At 60.1% G+C, this 19,306-nt stretch carries 18 protein-coding genes and 1 tRNA gene; all 19 read right to left on the minus strand.

Going from position 1 to position 19,306, the window contains the following annotated elements; translation table 11 throughout:
* Window positions 1-3: 3 nt before the first annotated feature.
* Entirely contained in the window at window positions 4-1,464 is a 1,461-nt protein-coding gene (locus VM94_RS05835) for an oligosaccharide flippase family protein (RefSeq protein WP_082127581.1), read from the minus strand.
* A gap of 49 nt (window positions 1,465-1,513) precedes the next feature.
* On the minus strand, window positions 1,514-2,200 hold the full coding sequence (gene epsI, locus VM94_RS05840) for an exosortase-associated protein EpsI, B-type (RefSeq protein ID WP_046682614.1): 687 nt from the start codon (window positions 2,198-2,200) through the stop codon (window positions 1,514-1,516).
* Window positions 2,197-3,096: an exosortase B gene (gene xrtB, locus VM94_RS05845; RefSeq protein WP_046682615.1), complete on the minus strand. Its 900-nt coding sequence runs from the start codon at window positions 3,094-3,096 to the stop codon at window positions 2,197-2,199. Before xrtB ends, epsI begins: the two co-directional genes overlap by 4 nt.
* 1 nt (window position 3,097) lies before the next feature.
* A complete protein-coding gene (epsG, locus tag VM94_RS05850; RefSeq protein WP_046682616.1) occupies window positions 3,098-3,973 on the minus strand; it encodes a chain length determinant protein tyrosine kinase EpsG in 876 nt (291 codons plus the stop codon).
* A 15-nt stretch (window positions 3,974-3,988) separates the two neighbouring features.
* A complete protein-coding gene (gene epsF, locus VM94_RS05855; RefSeq protein WP_046682617.1) occupies window positions 3,989-5,398 on the minus strand; it encodes a chain length determinant protein EpsF in 1,410 nt (469 codons plus the stop codon).
* Window positions 5,399-5,451: 53 nt separating this feature from the next.
* Window positions 5,452-6,240: a polysaccharide export protein EpsE gene (gene epsE / locus VM94_RS05860; RefSeq protein ID WP_046682618.1), complete on the minus strand. Its 789-nt coding sequence runs from the start codon at window positions 6,238-6,240 to the stop codon at window positions 5,452-5,454.
* A gap of 46 nt (window positions 6,241-6,286) precedes the next feature.
* Complete coding sequence (locus tag VM94_RS05865) at window positions 6,287-7,288, minus strand: EpsD family peptidyl-prolyl cis-trans isomerase (protein WP_046682619.1); 1,002 nt, start codon at window positions 7,286-7,288, stop codon at window positions 6,287-6,289.
* A 667-nt stretch (window positions 7,289-7,955) separates the two neighbouring features.
* Window positions 7,956-9,338: an undecaprenyl-phosphate glucose phosphotransferase gene (locus VM94_RS05870; protein WP_046682620.1), complete on the minus strand. Its 1,383-nt coding sequence runs from the start codon at window positions 9,336-9,338 to the stop codon at window positions 7,956-7,958.
* Between the two features lie 7 nt (window positions 9,339-9,345).
* Window positions 9,346-10,617, minus strand: coding sequence for an XrtB/PEP-CTERM-associated polysaccharide biosynthesis outer membrane protein EpsL (gene epsL, locus VM94_RS05875; protein ID WP_046682621.1), 1,272 nt, complete (start codon window positions 10,615-10,617; stop codon window positions 9,346-9,348).
* Between the two features lie 40 nt (window positions 10,618-10,657).
* The gene (locus VM94_RS05880) at window positions 10,658-11,347 is read right to left on the minus strand and encodes a CAAX prenyl protease-related protein (RefSeq protein WP_235432853.1); all 690 of its coding nucleotides are present in this window, start codon (window positions 11,345-11,347) and stop codon (window positions 10,658-10,660) included.
* Window positions 11,348-11,498: 151 nt separating this feature from the next.
* The gene (locus VM94_RS05885) at window positions 11,499-13,391 is read right to left on the minus strand and encodes an ATP-binding cassette domain-containing protein (RefSeq protein WP_046682622.1); all 1,893 of its coding nucleotides are present in this window, start codon (window positions 13,389-13,391) and stop codon (window positions 11,499-11,501) included.
* 171 nt (window positions 13,392-13,562) lie between these two features.
* A tRNA-Arg gene (locus VM94_RS05890) sits at window positions 13,563-13,637 on the minus strand.
* Window positions 13,638-13,700: 63 nt separating this feature from the next.
* Window positions 13,701-14,435 carry a PEP_CTERM-anchored TLD domain-containing protein gene (locus tag VM94_RS05895; RefSeq protein ID WP_235432854.1) on the minus strand — a complete coding sequence of 245 codons (735 nt, stop codon included), beginning with the start codon at window positions 14,433-14,435 and terminating at the stop codon, window positions 13,701-13,703.
* A gap of 122 nt (window positions 14,436-14,557) precedes the next feature.
* Window positions 14,558-14,950 (minus strand): RidA family protein, encoded by a 393-nt coding sequence (locus tag VM94_RS05900; RefSeq protein WP_046682701.1) that lies wholly within the window; start codon window positions 14,948-14,950, stop codon window positions 14,558-14,560.
* Between the two features lie 26 nt (window positions 14,951-14,976).
* Window positions 14,977-16,137, minus strand: coding sequence for an acyl-CoA dehydrogenase family protein (locus VM94_RS05905; protein ID WP_046682624.1), 1,161 nt, complete (start codon window positions 16,135-16,137; stop codon window positions 14,977-14,979).
* A gap of 1 nt (window position 16,138) precedes the next feature.
* Window positions 16,139-16,993, minus strand: a complete 855-nt coding sequence (locus tag VM94_RS05910; protein WP_046682625.1) for an enoyl-CoA hydratase family protein — start codon at window positions 16,991-16,993, stop codon at window positions 16,139-16,141.
* Window positions 16,994-16,995: 2 nt separating this feature from the next.
* A complete protein-coding gene (locus VM94_RS05915; protein WP_046682626.1) occupies window positions 16,996-17,523 on the minus strand; it encodes a MarR family winged helix-turn-helix transcriptional regulator in 528 nt (175 codons plus the stop codon).
* Window positions 17,524-17,536: 13 nt separating this feature from the next.
* Complete coding sequence (locus VM94_RS05920; protein WP_046682627.1) at window positions 17,537-18,337, minus strand: SDR family NAD(P)-dependent oxidoreductase; 801 nt, start codon at window positions 18,335-18,337, stop codon at window positions 17,537-17,539.
* Window position 18,338: 1 nt separating this feature from the next.
* Window positions 18,339-19,306: oxidoreductase (locus tag VM94_RS28880; protein ID WP_046682714.1), on the minus strand; the 968-nt coding region annotated here is incomplete at its 5' end.

Consider the following 19,306-nt stretch of genomic DNA (forward strand, 5'->3'; position numbering starts at 1 on the left):
TTCTCACAGGCCAAGTGCGTTCGCCAGACGGCGTCCAGGACCAAATCGTTGCAAAATATAAATCAGTGCATGGCAAAAGAAAAACCGCGGGAACAGCTTGCATACGCACAATGTCAAGACCAGCTTGCCTCCAAGTTCCAGCAGTTCGACGAGCAAGCCTGGATGCTCCGGCGCCAGCCATGCCGCCAGAGGTACGGACCAGAGCATGCCCAGCACGAGCGGTCCGCCCAGCACATTGCCAAAGTCTGCCCAGGTGAGCCGGACGATGGCAGCGATGGTTCGCATCTGCAGCAGCAGCCGCAGCGTGTAAGCAATACTGATCACGATGCCCACATACACCAGCTCCACATGTACGGCGAGGTACAGCCCTGCCAGCATCAGCGCCAGGCACCAGGCCTGTGATCGCAGCACCGTGCCTTGCCCGCCTGTCGCCGTCAAGACTGCGCCGGACAGGGTGCTCATGGCAAGCGACACCATGCCAACCGTCATGGCGGCGAACAGGGAGCCGGCTTGCAGCCACTTTTCGCCAAACACCAGATGCATCAGGAAATCGGCATGCGTGAGCGCATACGCATACGATGGCACGACCAGGATGGCGATCGACGCCAGCGCGCTCAAATACAGCTGGCGTATGCGTGCCACGTCACCGGCCAACGCCGACGCGGTGGAAAACAACACGGTTTGCATGGTCTGCGCCAGTTGCATGGCCGGCGTACGCGACAGCATCGACGCGGCATTGAAATTGCCCAGGGCCTGCGGTCCCAGCGCACCGGCAAAAACCCCGCTGGCGTTGTCCACGGCCCAATTCAACACATTGATGCCAGCCACCTGGCGGCCCAGTGCTGCTGCCTTGCAGGAGTGAAACGGATTGCCGAATACCAAAGGATGCGGACTAAAGTAATAGCTGAGGGCAAACTGCAATATCGCCTGCGCATACCATGCGGCCAGCAGCGCCCAGACACCGGCGCCGGCCAGGGCCAGGCCGACGCCAACGACGGGATAGGCGATCAGGTAAGCGCCGGTGGTGGCATATTGGATTTCACGAAAACGCAGTTCTGCGCGCAGCCGGGCCTGGGAAATGCCATACACGGCGATGACCAGATACGAGGGTGCCGAATAGCGAAACAGGGTACCCGCCAGTGGATTGTCCAGCCAGATGGCAAGCGGATAGGACATACCGAAAACGAACAGCATGCCGAATACCGAACCCAGCATTAACCGGGACAATACCACGCGCAGTTCCTCTTCCGAAAAATCGCCTTGCATCAATGCCCAGCCAAAACCCTGGTCGATCACCAGCGCCAGCACGCCGAACACCAGCAGTGCATAGCCGAACGTGCCCACCAATTCCGGTCCCAGTTCGCGCATGATGACGACTTGTGCGCCAAATTGGGCCAGCACGCGGATCAGCGTGCCTGCGTAGTTACTTTTCACCGCGCCGAGTGTCTTTGCTGCGAGAGTCATGTTTATCTAGGTAAGTGAAACAGCACATGGTGCGGCGCGCACCATGCGTCTATCCGTGTATGCCCATCAGGCGCAGCTTGCTGGCGGGGTCGAGCGCCGCCTGCATTGCCTTGACAAAGCCATCTTGCAGACGGAACGCGGCAGCCGTGTCGCGGTCGATCGACGACACGCGGAACAACAGACCGTCGGGAATCTGTCCCTTGAGGCTGTAACGCATTTCCACCAGCTTCTTGTTCGTGCGGTTCGTTACCACCACGTCGCCCACCGTCGTCCAGTACGTCACGGGCTCGTAGCGCTGGTTTTCCATGCTCGTCTCCAGACGTTTCAGGGGAATATCCCCCTGGGCCGTCGACAGGGTTTCTTCCCGCGTGGACGCGATCTGGAAGCCTTGCGCCGGATAGCAGATTTCCGGATAGTGCACCTGCGTCGTATCGCTCTGGTCCTTGCCGTAGGCAATCGACAGCATGATGCGCTCACCCCGGTCATTGATGTAGGTGCGCGACAGTATCTGCGTGTAGATGCGCTTGAGCTCAGACTGGATTTGCGGGTCGATCACGGCGCCGACAGACGTCTTTTCCTCTTGCCATACGCCAAATTGGCTGGGGATGATCTTCTCGAGCTCGGGCATCGGCATGGTTTCCGCCAAGCGGATGGTCGGCTTGGCATAGGCCGCTGCCAGCGAAGCGAGCACCATCATGCCGCTCAGTACAAACATGGAAAGGCGCGATGGTTTCATACTGTCCCCTTGTGATGGCGCTGGCGCATATTCACGAACCATTGCAACAGCGAATCAATGGAAATGATCAGGATCAGGGCGCTGATGAACAGCACCATGCCGGCAAAACCATGCAGGAAGCCCTGGCCGGCGGCATCGCCAAAATAATAGGTAATCAACGTCAGCACGATGACGCGCACCACGTTGGCGGTAAACGAAATCGGCACGATCAGGATGGCCAGCATGATATTGCGGAAGGCCGACGTATGGCGCACCACATTCATGTAGAACAGGCCCAGCGATTCCAGGGTCAGCAGTGTCTGCAAGCCGGCGCAGGCATCGGCCACAAGCAGCTGGTACTGGCCTATCTGCAAGATGACGCCGCTGCGCGCGATCGGATAGCCGGCCCAGAAAAGCAGGTGCTCGGTGACATACGATACGGCCATTTTCATCGGCATCGTCAGCGCGCTGACGATAGCGCCTGGCAAGGGAATCATGAACAACATGAAAAAGAAGGGAAACCACTGCACTTTCAAGGCACGCACGCCAAAGAACAGCAGCAACAGGGCCGCCAGCATCATGATGAAAGAGGCCAGCTCCATGCTCTGGATACTCTGCGACCGGCCCAATATATAGCACAGCAATGCCAGCACGGCCAGCGGCCAGCCGGCAGCCGAGCCTCCCGTGCCGCCCGAAGCGGCAAGCATGGCCGGCCATTGCCGCACCAGCAGCCACAAGGCGAGCAGGAGGATGATGGGACCGTGCGCGTAGCTCTCCGTGGACCACAGGCCGAAAGCCAGGTCGTGAAAGGTAGGCACATACATGGCCAGCAAGCCCAGCAGCACAGGCCACCAGTGCAGCAGGAACTGCTTCCAGTCCAGCGAGGCGGCTGGTCGCGACTGTGCGAGAGAAGTCATGTCAGTAATCGACCAGCACGGAGCCGACCACTTCCGAACCGCTACGCTGCAACTGCTCGCGCATGGCGTCGATATCGGCCAAGCGCGTCTTGTTCTTGCGCACAACCAGCAACACGCCACCGACGCGGGCGCCCATCACGAACGCATCGGATCCCGACGACACGGATGCCACGTCATACAACACGACATCGTAGCGCTCTTCCAGCTGCGTATTGAGCGCGCCAAAGGCAGGACGACTCAGCAACTCCTGCGGATTCGGCGGCAAGGTGCCCGCTCCCAGCACGGACAGGTCGACAAAGGAATCGATGACGGAAATGGCGTCCTGCTGGGCGCGCCCGGCCAGGACATCGGACAGCCCCTGGCGCTCTTCCAGCGCGAAAATCTCGTGCTGGCGCGGCTTGCGCAAATTCGCATCGACCAGCAAGGTGCTTTCGCCAAGCTGCGAAAACACCACAGCCAGATTGGCGGCGAACAGGCTGGCGCCATCGCCGCTATCGACGCTGGCCACGACGAGGGCCTTGCGGCCCAGCGAAAACCAGCGCAGCATCAACTGGCTGCGCACGGCGCGCAAGGTTTCCATTTGCGGGCTGAAAGGCTGATACGCCGCCACCAGCTCGCTGGCAAACTTGCCCTCGCCTTCCTGCAGATACGGATAGTCGAATTGCCGCGCCAGCACTTGCTGGATGTCAGCTTCGCTGATCAAGCCGAGACGCAAGGCCGCTTCGCCAAAACGGATGCCGAGTTCTTTCTGCATGCGCAGCACGCGTTCGGCATTTTCCGGGGTGATTTTGCCCGAGGCCAGCAACAGGGCGCCGATGCTGGAGTCGCCGCCCCGCAGGGGTGACGGTTTCGAAACAGGATGCGCGGGAAAGTTCATATTCAATTCCATCAATTAATTTGCACTCAGGCGGCGAGCCGGCAGAAGACGATGCAAGCCCTTGCGACGGCGCGGTGCGGCTTTCCAGTCGACCATGCCCAGTACCGGCACTTGCAGCAAGTCAGCCAGATCATGGTCGGAACGCACGCGGCGGTCCAGCATTTCAATCAGCAGGCCCAGGCCGATACCCAGGAACGTTCCCAGGACGATGGACAACAGGGTATTCATCAGCACGCGGGGGCTGGACGGTTCAATCGGTGGAACTGCCGGATTCAGCACGGCAATGTCGGACTGGTCGGACTGGCCTTCGATCTTGGTTTGCGAGAAGCGTTGCGACGTCACGTCGAAGGCGCGCTGGGCGCTTTCCACATCCTTCTGCAACACGCCCATCTCATCGCGGGTACGATTCAGTTCCAGCACCTTCGCCTTTTGCGCCGCCAGCGCCGCGCGTACCGAGGCTTCGCGCTGCTGCTGGATCTGCGCCGCATTGCCTACGCTGTTCGAGGTAATGCGCAGTTGTTCGCGCAGATCGGCACGCAGCTTGTCAGCCTCTGCCTTGGCGCTCTGGTACTGCGGATGATTCTTGTCGAGACGTTGGCCCAGTTCGGCCAGTTTGGCTTCGGCATTGCCAAGCCCCATCTTCAAGCTTTGAATCAAGGGATTCGAGGCCACATCCGGCGATTCGCCGCCATTGCCGCCAGCGGCCATGCGCTGGCGCGAATTTGCTTCCATCAACTGGCCCTGCGCCATCACCAGCTGCGCGGACAGATCGTTCAGGCGATTCGATTCGACGTCCAGACGGTTGTCGACGCTGACGATACCGTTTTCCTGTTGATACTTGGAGAGGCGGTTTTGCGCCTTTTCCACGTTATCGCGCAGCATCTTGGTTTGCTCATCGAAATAACTGGCCGCCTTCTTCATCGGCTCCACTTTCAGCTGGATGCTGACTTTCTGGTATTCGTCGGAAAAAGCATTGGCGACGGCCGCCACAAATTGTGGGTCGGAACCCTTGAAGCTGATGTCGACCACGCTACTTTCGCGCGATGGCACGATTTCCAGCTTTTTCAGCAAGAGATTGGCCAACCAGTCGCGGACCGTTCCCTTGCCTTCCGTCGCCGCATTGAATTGCTCGATGACGGCAGGACTGTTGGCCAGGCCCAGGTGATCGACCACGCGCAAGGCCACATTCTTGCTGCTGATGATATCGATCTGCGTGGCCATGTATCCAGGCAACAATTGTCCAGGCATGGCCAGCCCCGTGACAGGATCAACGCCCTTGTAGTTCATGACCAGAGAACTGGTGGCTTTGTAGCTCTTCGGTAATAGCAGGCTGACAGACAGCGTGGCAAGCACGGTGACGATCAAGGTCAAGAAAATAATCTTCTTGCGCGCTTGCAAAATCAGCAAAAATTGAGAGAAATTCATGTTGGAACCTTCAATACTGAATGATAAGAACGGGGCGCTGGCCCCGCTCAAGACTAGAACAAGCTCTCTTTGACATACACGACATCATCGACCTGCAGCATATCGTCATGCTTGGCCTCAAGAACCTGCAGCTTGCCTTGCGCATCGCGGCGCTTGATGCGGATGCCGCGTTCCGTGCCGCGCTGCGTCAGGCCGCCACCTGCGGACAAGCCCTGCAACACGGTCATCGAACGCTCCAAACGGAATGGGCCAGGACGCTGGACTTCGCCGTAAATATAAAAGCGTGGCGCGCGTTCGACAAAGATCACGTCGTTGCCAGCCACATCGAGGTCGCGGTTCAAATCGGCGCTGCGCACCATTTCTACGATATCGATCACTTCCCGGCTCGTCTTGCCATCGCGTTTGCGGATCAGGTTGATCGAATCGCCGCCATCGACGCTGACGCCGCCTGCCATGGCCAGCATATCCATCACGCTGCGGCGGCCTTCGATCGGATAGCGGCCCGGACGGTTCACCTGGCCCAGCACCGACACCTGCTGGCTTTGCAGCGAAGTCACGATGATGTTGACCTGTGCCTTGCGCAGGAAGCCGCCACTTTCAAGCAAGCCGCCCAGTTTCTTTTCCGCCGCGGAGACCGACAAGCCGCCGAGCGCCACGTTGCCAACCAGCGGGAAGGTGATCTGACCAGCTTCGCTGATGCGCGTCTCCAGCCCAAGGTCAGGACTGCCATACACGGAAATTTTCAATACATCGCCCGCGCCCAGTTGTACATCGGCGGCACTGGCAACACCCGTACCAATGGCCAGCAACAGGGTCAGGCACCACATGACAAGTCGTTTCATGATTCGTTCAATCCATAATGAGTTGCTTAACTTAAAATGCTGCGGCTTATTTCAAGCCAGCAACGCCACGATCATTCGATTCCGACGAACTCGGCGCCGGTGCCGCCGGTACGACGGGTGCTGGCGCGACAGGCGCCGCAACGGCCGGCGCCGCAGCCGGGGCACTGGCCACCGCCGATGCCGGGGCGCCCTCCTTGTTCAGGTACTCGATCTTGGCAGCGGCACGCAAACGTTTCAATTCGGTATCGGCCGCATCCTTGTTTTTCTTGTTGAACAGAAATTGTTCAATCTGAGGCGCGGCTTGTGCCAGGTTCACGGGATTGTCGCGGATGTCGGCAAGGGAAATGAGCAAGGTACGGTCCCCCTCGCGGATGATGAACAGCTGGCCCTTCGGCATCGACAGCAATTTCGTGCTCAACTCCGGCGCCAGGTCGGCGCTGGTGCGCGACAACTGGGTACGGGCATACTTGACTTTGTTCGTATCGAGCCAGGCGGCGACGTCGTCCAGTGTCTTTGCCGCGTCCATGGCTGCCTTCAGCTTGTCGTTCATGTCGGTGGTGGCGATGACCAGTTCGCGCATGTCGAACTGCTTGCGTTCGGTGAAAAATTGCGGGTTCTTCTGGAAGTACTCTTCCACTTCCTGCTTGCTGGGGCGGGCGATCGCACCAATGCGCTTTTGCATGTAGGCTTGTGCCACGATCAATGCCTTGGCCCGTTCGACCGCCTGCACTACCTTGGGATCGCGGTCTGTCTTGTCCTTGGCCGCTTCGTTCTGCAGTAGCTGGCGGTCGATCAGCGATTCCAGCAACTGCTTGCTGGCCACCTCCTGTTGCGCAACCGGCACATTGGCGCGCTGCATTTCTTCATTGAGCTGCAGGACGGTGATTTCCTCCCCATTCACACTCGCCAACGCCTGGCCGGCCTTTTTTTCCTTATTGCCGCAAGCAGACAATCCTGCGACGGCCAGGACTACCAGGCCTGCGCACAGCAGGCGGGAATGCGTGGCGGGCTTGCTCGATGACACACGGGCGATTTGCGCTTGGTTCAAAATGACTCCTTCAGTTCGGGTAAGGAAATCCACTGATAGTTTTGTGAACGTGATGATAACTCACTTAATAACAAAACATTATCAAAAAAGCAGATTTCGATTGAAATTATGGGCTTGCGACCACATGATTGTCAATATTATAAATATGATACACAGTGTACTAGCTTGCTAGGAAACTATTTGCTTAAAAAACTATTAAAAGGTCTTAAAAACAACTGTTTCATCAGAAACACAAGCCTTGCAATAAGCAGGCCTCAAAAAATAATTCTTACAGGGCAATATTTCTCGCAGCGGTGATACTTGCATTACGCCGTACCATAATGCGAGGCGGGCCAGCGCGGGAAAGCGGCAGGGATGTGGCCAGTGCCTGGGAGACAATATCAATTGAACAGTCGCCATGCGCCACACCGGCCAGGCGAAGCGCCAGCGGGCATGACGCACATGCCACGGGCTACAGCCCGGGCAGCCGCCACGCAGCAGGAGCATGTCACCGTGCACATCATGTCGCCGTGCTTGCCTCATAGGGTCGTATGGCTCGTCGAATCACTGTTCGGCCGGCTTCAGAAGCCGGATTTGACATCTTGCATGATTGCGTCATTTTAACGCGGATTAAATCTCTGCAAAAAATATTCAAGTCCCCGTGTGGCGCTCCGCCATCGGTCCGCGTTCAATGCGCGTTGTCGCGCTTCAGCACCACCTTGACCGTACGTAAAATGATCCACAAGTCCAGCCACAGCGACCAGTTGCGCAGGTAGTCAAGGTCGAAATGGATGCGCGCTTCCATCTTGTCGAGCGTTTCCGTCTCGCCGCGCAAGCCATTCACCTGGGCCCAGCCCGTGATGCCCGGCTTGACCTTGTGGCGCAGCATGTAACCCTTGATCAGCTTGCGGTATTGCTCGTTATGCGCCACCGCGTGCGGGCGGGGACCGACAATGCTCATCCGTCCCTGCAAGACGTTGATAAACTGCGGCAACTCATCGAGCGAGCTACGGCGCAAAAAGGCGCCAATGCGCGTCACGCGCTGATCATTCTTGGTTGCCTGTACCACCTTGTCGCCATCCTCGCTGACCGTCATCGAGCGGAATTTATAGACGATGATTTCCTCGCCATACAGGCCGTAGCGTCGCTGGCGGAAGATCACGGGCCCCTTCGACGTCGCCTTGACGGCAATGGCAATGACCAGCATCACCGGCAACAGCATGATCTGGATCAACAAGCCCAGCACGATGTCGCTGCCGCGCTTGAGCATGCTGTTAAAACCGGTAAACGGCGACTCCCGGATGGCGATCACCGGCATGCCGCCTACATTGTCGAAGCGCGCCTGCATCAGATCGAAGATATAAATATCCGGCAAGAAGTACACCGATGCCGTCGTATCCTGCAGTTCATCGAGCATCTTGCGGATGCGCGGTTGGGCCGAAATGGGCTGACTGATGAATATCATCTTGATATTGTGCTCGCGCACATAGGCAGCGATATCGGCCATCTTGCCCAGCATGGGCTCGCGCATCGTCTCGGGCCAGCGGTCATCGGTGCGGTCGTCAAAAAAGCCGCGCACGCTCATGAACAGGTTCGGGTTACGCTCGACGGTGGCGGCAAATTTCAGGCTGGCATCGTTGGCGCCGATAATGACGACAGAGCGCACTTCACTGTCGCGTCCGGGATCGGCCACCATGCGCCGCGCGGCCAGATGGCTGAGCAGCAATACAAACGGCGTCAACAGGAACCAGGCCAGCACCAGATCGCGATCATAATGAAACGCCAGTCCTGTCGCCGACCCCAGGAATACCAGGATCAGGGCCGTGATGCCCCAGCTGACAAAAATGTCGCGGGCATAGGCCAGCATGCGACCGCTGCGCCAGGTACGATAGGGATCGACATACTGGAATACGGAGGATGAAATAAAGAACGCAAGGATCATCAATACCAGCGAGTAACCGGTAAATGGCGAACCTGACATGGCGGAAAGCAGGTACAGCGTACCCATGATGATCAATGGGTCGAGTATGCGCTGAAAAAACGAAATCAGGGGTATATCATTAACCGTCATATTGCTCTCAGAACTGAACGCTGGCGTTGAAGGAAACGCCCTTGGCGCGGTAGCTGCCGGTATTAATAATCGGTGCCCCCTTGCGGGTATCGTGGAAGGCATTCAGGCTCAGCTGGATATTCGGCTGCGGCGCATAGGTCAGTCCCAGCGACTCCGTATGCGTGGAATCCGTGACATCGACGGGAAAGAGCAGGCCGCTGGCAGCGGAAAAGTCGCGTTTCTGGCGCCGCACTTCGGCATCCATGCGCACCTTCGACGTAATATCCCACGCTGCGGCCACGCTGGCGCCGTTATTCAGGCTGCTCGATACCAGCGAGCTTTCCACCGCCCCGAACTCGTGCCATAAATTGCCCGTAAAGCGCACTTTCCCCAGCGGCGCCCAAGTGACGATCAGGCGGCCGTTCGCGCCTTTCGAATCGCGTCCCGAGAACGATGCATAGCCGCGCCGGACCCAGCCAGCGAGCAGTTGCACCTGCGTCACCTGACTGTAGCGCCAGTAGATATTCGCCTTCACCTCGTCCTGGGTATAGCCATCCACCAGACTGAATTGCGAGCCCACCGGGCGATTCGGATAATTACCCTTCAAGTGCCGCAGTTGCACCCCGATCTTGCTGCCGCTCGAAGCGAGGTAATCGAGTCCCAGCTCGCTCGCATCCTCGACGCGGTTCGCATAGCTGAGACTTGAAAGGTCATAGTAATAGCGCTCACGACTGAGGCCGCCGCGCAGGCGCCAGCTCGGATGAAACAGCCAGCCGCCATCGAGGTAATTCCGGTGCCGTGTTCGCATATTCCGGTTCGTACCCGTAGATTGAAAATCGCTGAACGGCGTCAGGGTTTCCGAATATGTCACTCCGGCATGGCCGTCAAGATGATTGCCAATATGCCATTCCAGGTCGGCCTGCAAATCCTTGCCGTTATAGTCCAAGTTATCGAAATGCTGAAACGATACCCGCGACCACTTGGCTTGCCCGCTCAACACCTGGCGTCCGATCGGCCGGTTGAACAGAAAACCCGCCTGTATCTGGCGCGAGGTATCGGAACGGGGGCCCGTGTAACCAGGCGTATTGTCGTCAAGGCGCAAAAGGTTGTCATCGTAGGAATATGACGTGGCCAGGAAGGGGAAAATTGTGTCGCTCAATGAAGCAAGGGCAGCCGGACTGGCCAAGCTGCCCAGCAGGAATAAACAACCAGCACGCAATGCCGATGCCGCCGGGAGACGACGTGATGCAGCGGCAGAGTGGCTGCCATCGACATCTTTTTTTTGCGGGGAATTCAACATAGGTATTCTCTTTGATAGAGCAAACAGTTGATTGGCAATATTACCAGTAAGTCCAGTGTCCACCGGAAACAATCCAGAGGCCCAGCACGCCATTCGTCACACCATGGGCAAGGATCGGCGACCACAGCGACTGGCTGCGCATGTACAGCAAGCTATACGCGGCGCCGGCAACGATACCGGCCAGCCACAAATTGTGTTCAAAGCCAAACAGTACCACGCTGACAACAAAAGCCTTGGCACTTGCCAGACGCGGATTGAATTTAAGGAAATCAGGGGCATCGATCCAGCGCAGCAGGAAGGAACGCCAGAACAGCTCTTCCATCACGGGCACCACGAGGGCGGCGCCAGCGATGCGCAGCACCACCAGGCTCCACTCGATCTGGCCGCCATTGCGTGGGTCGAAGCCGTCGGCGCTGCCGATGCTCATCCAGCTGGCATTCAAATTAATCCACAGCAAAAAAACAACAAGCCCGGTGGCCAGCGCCACGGCCAGGGCGCGCGCGCCCAGCGGTGTCCAGCGCAATTCCGTGTAACTGCGCCGCCAATACAGCAACATACCCAGCACGATGCCGATCTTGACAGCATACAGCCAGCGCAGGTCCTGCGCGGCGAAGCCAGCCCGGCCAAGCATGTCGGCGATGAAGATGAAGGAGAGGTAGGCCAGGAATGGCGTTACCCGGGGCAAGGCGGCACGGTCAAACATGCTGATGCGCACCGGAGGTGGAACCACGCGCCGGACGCCGTGGTCCGGAGCGCGTGTTTTCGATAACAAACATGCATCCTCCGATGTAAAAAATATAATTATATAATTATATCAAGCAGAACCGTTGCCGTGGCAAATAATCCTAACTTAAATTACAACAGAGAATGCAAGAAACTAATCAGGCATTGCTGCGCGCCTCGATCTGTTCCCACTTTTCCAGCGCTTCCAGCAGTTCGCCTTCGATCTCGGCCACGCGCGCATTCAGGCGCTTGCCTTCGGCCGGCGTTTTCTTGTAGAAGTCAGGATGCGACAGTTCGGCGGCCAGCACCGATTGCTCGTCTTCCAGCTTGGCGATCAATTTCGGCAACTCTTCCAGCTCGCGCTGCTCCTTGTAACTGAGCTTTTTCTGCTTGGCGGCCGGTGCGGCGGCCTCGACCTTCACGGCCGGCTTGCTGGCGGGCGCCGTGGCGATCGGCAAGGTGCGCACGCGCTCCCAGTCCGTGTAGCCACCGACGAATTCACGCCACTTACCCTCGCCTTCGGCGACGATCACTTGCGTGACCACATTGTCGAGGAAGGTACGGTCATGGCTGACGAGGAAGACGGTGCCGGTGTATTCTTCCAGCAACTCTTCCAGCAATTCCAGAGTATCGATATCCAAGTCATTGGTCGGCTCATCGAGCACCAGCACGTTGGCCGGCTTGGCGAACAGACGCGCCAGCAGCAAACGGTTGCGCTCGCCGCCGGACAGCGACTTGACGGGCGAACGGGCACGTTCCGGTGCGAACAGGAAGTCGTTCAGATACGTCATCACGTGGCGGCGCTGGCCATTGATTTCGACCCAGTCGCTGCCTGGCGCGATGGTTTCCATCAGGTTCGCCTCTTCATTCAGCTGCGTGCGCATCTGGTCGAAATACGCGACCTGCAGCTTGGTACCCAGGCGGATGCTGCCCGTGTCCGACTCTTCCTGGCCCAGGATCATCTTCAGCAAGGTGGTCTTGCCGGCGCCGTTGGCGCCGATCAGGCCGACCTTGTCACCGCGCAGGATGGTGGCGCTGAAATCCTTGACGATGACCTTGTCACCATAGATCTTCGAGACGTTTTCCAGGTCCGCCACGATCTTGCCCGAGCGTTCGCCGGCCGATACGTCCAGCTTGACTTGTCCCTGCTGTTCACGGCGCGCATTGCGCGTCAGGCGCAGCGCTTCCAGGCGGCGCACGCGGCCTTCGTCGCGCACGCGGCGGGCCTTGACGCCTTTGCGTATCCACACTTCTTCCTGCGCCAGGAACTTGTCGAACTTGGCGTTTTCCACTTCCTCGATTTCCAGCTGCTCCGCCTTGCGGGTCTGGTAAGCCGTGAAGTTGCCCGGATACGACAACAGACGGCCGCGGTCGAGCTCGATGATGCGCGTGGCAACATTGTCGAGGAAGGAGCGGTCATGGGTAATGAACAGCACACTGCCCTTGAAGTCGCGCAACAAGCCTTCCAGCCACAGGATGGAGCTGAAGTCCAGATGGTTGGTTGGCTCATCGAGCAGCAGCACGTCGGGCGCCGATACCAGCGCACGCGCCAGGGCCACGCGCTTTTGCATCCCGCCGGACAGGGTTTTCATCAGCATGTCGCCCGTCAGATTCAAACGGTCGAGCACAGTTTCCACCTTGTTCGGCAAGCTCCACGCATCGGCCGCATCGAGTTTGACCTGGATGTCGTGCATGCGTTCCATCAGTTCGTCGTCATTGCCCTGGCCAAACTGGCCCGTCAGCGCATCGTATTCCTTCAGCCACGCCTGCGATTCGCCCATGCCGGAAGCGACGGCGTCGAACACGGACATCTCCGGGTCGAATTGCGGCTCCTGCTCCACATAGGCGATCTTGATGCCTTGCTGCATCACCAACAAGCCGTCATCGAGCTTGAACTTGCCCGAAATAACCTTCAACAGCGACGATTTACCCGTGCCGTTGCGGCCGATCAAGCCGACCCGTTCCGAGGTTTCCAGTGAAAATTCCGCGTGATCGAGCAGCGCGACGTGACCGAACGCAAGTTGCGCCGATGAGAGAGAAATGACAGCCATAATGAGTAAGAGTGCTCGGGCGCCGTCTCGCGCACACCGCGTGGTGTGCAAAACAGCCGCCGATTGGATGAATGAAGCACGCATTGTACCGATAACTTGGACTTCAATCGCCATCGACCAATAACTACCGCCTGGATGATCACAGGCTGCCGACGCGCGTGCGTGGAAACGTGGTGTCGCCAGCAGGAATCGAACCTGCATTTAAGTCTTAGGAGGACCTTGTACTATCCATTGTACGATGGCGACACGCGCAGCGGCATTATACAGGCAAGCGCCCGCCATTGACAGCGTGGCAAGCGCGGCGTCACGTCAGACAAGGCGAGTCTTGGCCTTGCCCCGCTGACGCACCAGCAACACCAGCAATCCCGCCAGAAGCAGTCCATAGGTGGCCGGTTCCGGTACGGCGCTGATGGCAAATACCTCGATGGCGCCGAAGGTCACATCGTTGCCATGCCAGGCGGAGCCATCGAGCAAACTGAAGCCAGTCGACGACTGCCCAACATAGTTATAGGTATACAAGAAAGAACTGCCGCCATGCGTGAGATCTTGCGGCACATACAAATCATGTCCATAGCCGAATGTCGGGCCGTAATTGGCCTGATTGTAGGTCTGATCCTTGCCGATACCGTCGCCATTGAAATACTGCTTCAGTTGCGGCAGCATGAAGTCTGACGTCAGATTAAAAAGGAAGGCCGTGCGCTGGCTGTCATCCATGGTGACATGCATGCCATCGGTGGAGCTCCAGCTTTGCGGATTGTAACCGCCCACCAGCCACGTCTTGCCCGATGAATTCGTGGCCTCCATGATGGAAAAAGTGCGTCCCTTACCGTCGGATGCCTTGTGAAAATCGAGCGAAGTGTCGCCCGCCGCCTTGCTGTAAATGTTCGTCAGCGCCAGATGGCCTTCGCCAAGCCAGCTTTCCAGCTGTGCCTGATAGCCGGGGGAAAGTAGCGACGTACCGGGTCCCGCCTGCGCGCCCAGGCAAAAACCCATACTGGCCACAGCCAGCACCACACTTCTTACCGCTCTGAAATTATTACGCATCCTCTACCTCGACTGTCAGTATTTAACACCGGCGTATGTTCCGGTTGCCAAATATAACATGATAGATAATGTTTTTATATTTATTATTTAGATACCAATACGCAATATTTCATAGCAGAAATTCAGTCAGGCAACACCGCCGTCACCTCGATCTCGACCTTCGCTCTGTCCTCGATCAGTCCCGCCACCTGCACGGCCGTCATGGCAGGAAAATGCTTGCCGATGATTTCCCTGTAGGCAACGCCAATTTGTGGATATGCCGCCACATATTCCTTCTTGTCCAGCACATACCAGTTCATGCGCACGATGTGTTCGGGCAAGGCGCCCGCCTCGGCCAGCACGGCGACGATATTTTGCAGTGCCTGGCGCACCTGGCCTGTGAAATCGTCCGTGTGAAATTGTCCCTGCGCGTCCCAGCCGATCATGCCGCTGACGTACACCGTGCGTCCGCTGGCGGCGATGCCGTTCGCATAGCCGCGCGGCCTGGCCCAGCCCGCTGGTTGTAACACTTGCATATTGTTTTCCTCGTTGTTCATGCTGTTCATGCGTCCGCCGCCTCGCGCAGCAGTTCGCGCGCGATGATCAATTGCTGCACTTCGCTGGCGCCCTCGTAGATGCGCAAGGCGCGAATTTCGCGGTACAGGCGCTCGACCGGGTGGTCACTGACGACACCCATGCCGCCAAACAGCTGCACGGCCGCATCGATCACCTGCTGCGCAGTTTCCGTGGCCGTCAGCTTGGCCATGGCCGCTTCCTTCGTTACCTTGCGGCCCTGGTCGCGCTGCCAGGCGGCGCGGTAGGTGAGCAGCGCGGCCGCATCGATGCCGGTGGCCATCTGCGCCAATTTCGCCTGCGTCAGCTGGAAGTCCGCCAGGGTCTGGCCGAACATCTGGCGCGCCGTCGCATGGCGCAGCGCTTCGTCGAACGCGCGCCGCGCAAAGCCCAGGGCGGCGGCGGCCACCGACGTGCGGAACACGTCGAGTGTCGCCATCGCCACCTTGAAGCCCTGCCCCGCCTCGCCCAGGCGCTGCGACACGGGCACACGGCAATTGGCAAAGCGCAGGCGCGCCAGCGGATGCGGGGCAATCACGGCGATGCGTTCGGCGATTTCCAGGCCCGGATTATCAGCGTCGACGATGAAGGCGCTGATGCCGCGCGCGCCCGGCGCCTCGCCCGTGCGGGCGAACACCACGTAAAAGTCGGCAATGCCGCCGTTCGAGATCCACGTCTTTTCGCCGTCGAGCACGTAGTCGTCGCCATCGCGCCGCGCCGCGCACGCCATGGCCGCCACGTCGGAGCCGGCCTGCGGCTCGGACAGGGCAAAGGCGGCGATGCGCTTGCCGCTGGCCACGTCCGGCAAATAGCGCGCCTTGTTGTCCAAGCTGCCGAACAAGCCGATAGCGCCGGAGCCGAGTCCCTGCATGGCAAAGGCGAAATCGGCCAGGCCGTCGTGGCGCGCCAGGGTTTCGCGCATCAGGCAAATGGCGCGCGTGTCGATCTTGCCATCGGTGCCGGTGGCGTGCGCGAGCCAGCCGCCCTGCCCCAGCTGCGCCACCAGCGCGCGGCAAGCCGCATCGACGTCGGCGCCATGTGCCTCGCCCAGATGCTGCACCGCCCAGGCATCGAGTTCGGACTCAAGCTTTGCATGACGTGCCTCGAAAAACGGCCAGTCCAGGTAAGTGGTGTCGCGTGTATTTTGCATCTTAATCGCCCTCGAACTGCGGCTTTTCCTTCGCCACGAAGGCGTGATAGGCGCGGTGGAAATCGTTGGTGGCCATGCAAATGGCTTGCGCCTGCGCTTCCGCCTCGATCGCTTCATCGACGCCCATGTTCCACTCCTGCTGCAGCATTTTTTTCGTCATGCCGTGCGCGAACGTGGGGCCGCTGGCCAGGCCGGCGGCGAACAGCTGCGCCGCTTCGGCCAGCTCCTCCGGCTCGACCAGGCGGTTGAGCCAGCCCCAGCGCTCGGCCTCGGCGCCGGCCAGGGAGCGTCCCGTGTACAGCAGTTCGGCGGCGCGGCCCTGGCCGATCACGCGCGGCAGCAAGGCGCAGGCGCCCATGTCGCAGCCGGCCAGGCCCACGCGGGTAAACAAGAAGGCCGTTTTGCTGCGCGGCGTGCCGATGCGGATATCGGAAGCCAGCGCCAGCATTGCGCCGGCGCCGGCGCAAATGCCGTCGATGGCGGCGATGATGGGCTGCGGGCAGGCGCGCATGGCTTTCACCACGTCGCCCGTCATGCGGGTAAAGGCCAGCAAGCCGGGCATGTCGAGTTTAGTCAGCGGGCCGATGATGTCGTGCACGTCGCCGCCCGAACAGAAATTGTCGCCGCTGCCCGTGATCACGACGGCCTTGACGTCGTCCGCATGCGCCAGCGCGCGGAACAGCTCGCGCAACTCCGCATACGAGTCAAAAGTGAGCGGATTCTTGCGCTCCGGGCGGTGCAAGGTCAAGGTGGCGACGCCTGCATCGACGGCAAACAGAAAATGCCGCGCGACGTAATGGGCCAGGCTGGCGCGGTTGCCTGGCAGGTCTTGCGGCTGGCCGGGGAGATGGCGCATGGTCAGTCCTTTATTGAGGTGTCATTCAGCTGCTGTTTCATGTGCGACAGCAGGTCGATCAACTGGGTTTTGTCGTCCGGCGTCACGCCGTGCAGCAGTTCGGCGATCCAGCCTTCGTGCACGCGCGCCATGTCGTCGAACGCGCGCCGGCCCGCCGGCGTCAGCTTGACGCTGTACGAGCGGCGGTCCTTCGGATCGACCACGCGCACCACCAGTTTTTCCTGCTCCAGCTGGTCGGTGATGCCCGTGATATTGCCGCCCGTGACCATCATGCGCTTGGACAGTTCACCCATGCGCAAACCGTCGGGGAAGCGCTCGAGCTGCGCCATCAGGTCGAAGCGGGGCAAGGTGATGCCGAAGGTGGCGCGCAAGCGCGTGCGCACTTCGTTTTCAATCTTCACCGTGCATGAGAGCATGCGCAGCCACAGCTTGAGCGACTGGTGGTGGTCCTGCGTCAGCCGGCTCGCCAGGTCCAGCACGGGTTCATCCTGTACGGGTTCATCCTGCATCTTATCGGGTTCTTTATCCATGGTCTTCATTCAGTTACATGACTTCGCCGCCGGCGACGGCGATCGATTGTCCATTCATGGCGGACGACGCGGGCAGGCATAGCCACGCCACCGCATCGGCCACTTCCTGCGGCTGCACCAGCCGCTGCTGCGGGTTGGACGCCGCCAGTTCCGCGCGCGCCGCGTCTTCGCCGCGCCCCGTCTTGCGCACGATGTTCTGCACGGCCTGCGCCACCATGTCCGTTTCCGTGTAGCCGGGGCAGACGGCGTTGACGGTGACGCCGCGCGGCGCCACTTCCAGCGCCAGTGCGCGCGTCAGGCCGATCACGCCGTGCTTGGCGGCGACGTAGGCGCTGACGTAACGGTAGCCTTTCAGGCCCGCCGTCGACGCCACGTTGACGATGCGCCCCCAGCCCGCGTCCAGCATGGCCGACATGGCCGCCTGGCAGCAGTGGAATACGCCCGTCAGGTTCACGGCCAGCATCTGCTGCCAGATGGCGGCATCCGTCTTGCCGAACGGCGCCGCATGCGCCTGGCCCGCGTTATTGATCAAAATGTCGACGCGGCCGAAATGCGCGACCGCCTGCGCAAACCCTGCCTGCACGGACGCTTCCACTGCCACGTCGAGCACGCAGATGGCGACCCTGCCCGCATGGCCCGCCTCTTCCAGCTGCATGCGCGCGCGCGCCAGCCGCGCGCCATCGCGCCCGGCCAGGGTGACCCTGGCGCCCGCGTCCAGCAAGGCGCCCGCGCAGGCGAGGCCGATGCCGCTGCCGGCGCCCGTCACCAGCGCGTGCTTGTTGGCCAATGCACAGTCCAGTTGTTCCTTGCTCATGTCATCCTTCCAGCAGCCGCGCGGCCACCTGTTGCGGGGTGAGGCCCGTATTGGCGGCAGCCAGCTGGCGCTCGCGCTGCAGATTGCGTTCCAGCTGCTGCTGGCCCGGGCGGTACTGTTTTGGCCACGCCGCACCGGCGCCGCTGTAGCCGATGCGCGCCATTTCCGTCAAGGTCCAGGCGGGGTTGGCCAGGTGCGGCCGGCCCACGGCGCACAGGTCGGCGCGTCCGGCGGCGATGATGCTGTTGGCGTGGTCGGCTTCGAAGATGGAGCCGACGGCCATGCTGGCGATGCCCGCCTCGTTGCGCACGCGGTCGGCGAACGGCACCTGGAACATGCGTCCGTACACGGGCTGTTCGAGTTTACTCACCTGGCCCGAGGAACAGTCGATCAGGTCGGCGCCGGCCTGCTTGAACAGGCGCGCGATGACGACTGCATCGTCGGGCGTGATGCCGCCTTCGACCCAGTCGTGGGCCGAGATGCGCACGCTCATCGGCTTGTCCTGCGGCCAGGCGGCGCGCATGGCGCGGAACACGCGCAGCGGATAGCGGCAGCGGTTTTCCAGGCTACCCCCATATTCGTCCGTGCGGCGGTTGGTCAGCGGCGAGATAAAACTCGACAACAGATAGCCATGCGCGCAATGCAGTTCCAGCCAGTCGAAACCGGCGACGGCCGCGGCCAGGGTGGCGCGCACGAAGTCTTGCTCGATGCGCGCCAGGTCGCTTTCCGTGGCCGCGCGCGCCGTTTGCGACACGCCGGCCAGGTACTGCTGCTCCGAGGCCGAGATCAACGGCCAATTGCCTTCGCTGAGCGGCAGGTCGATGCCGTCCCACATGGGCCGCGTCGAGCCTTTCGCGCCCGCGTGGCCCAGCTGCAGGGCGATCTTCGCATCGCTGTTCGCATGCACGAAATCGACGATGCGCCGCCACGCCTGCGTGTGCGCTTCGCTGTACATGCCGGGACAGGCGG

It is taken from the genome of Janthinobacterium sp. KBS0711, assembly GCF_000988085.1.
Classification (GTDB): Bacteria; Pseudomonadota; Gammaproteobacteria; order Burkholderiales; family Burkholderiaceae_D; genus Janthinobacterium; species Janthinobacterium lividum_E.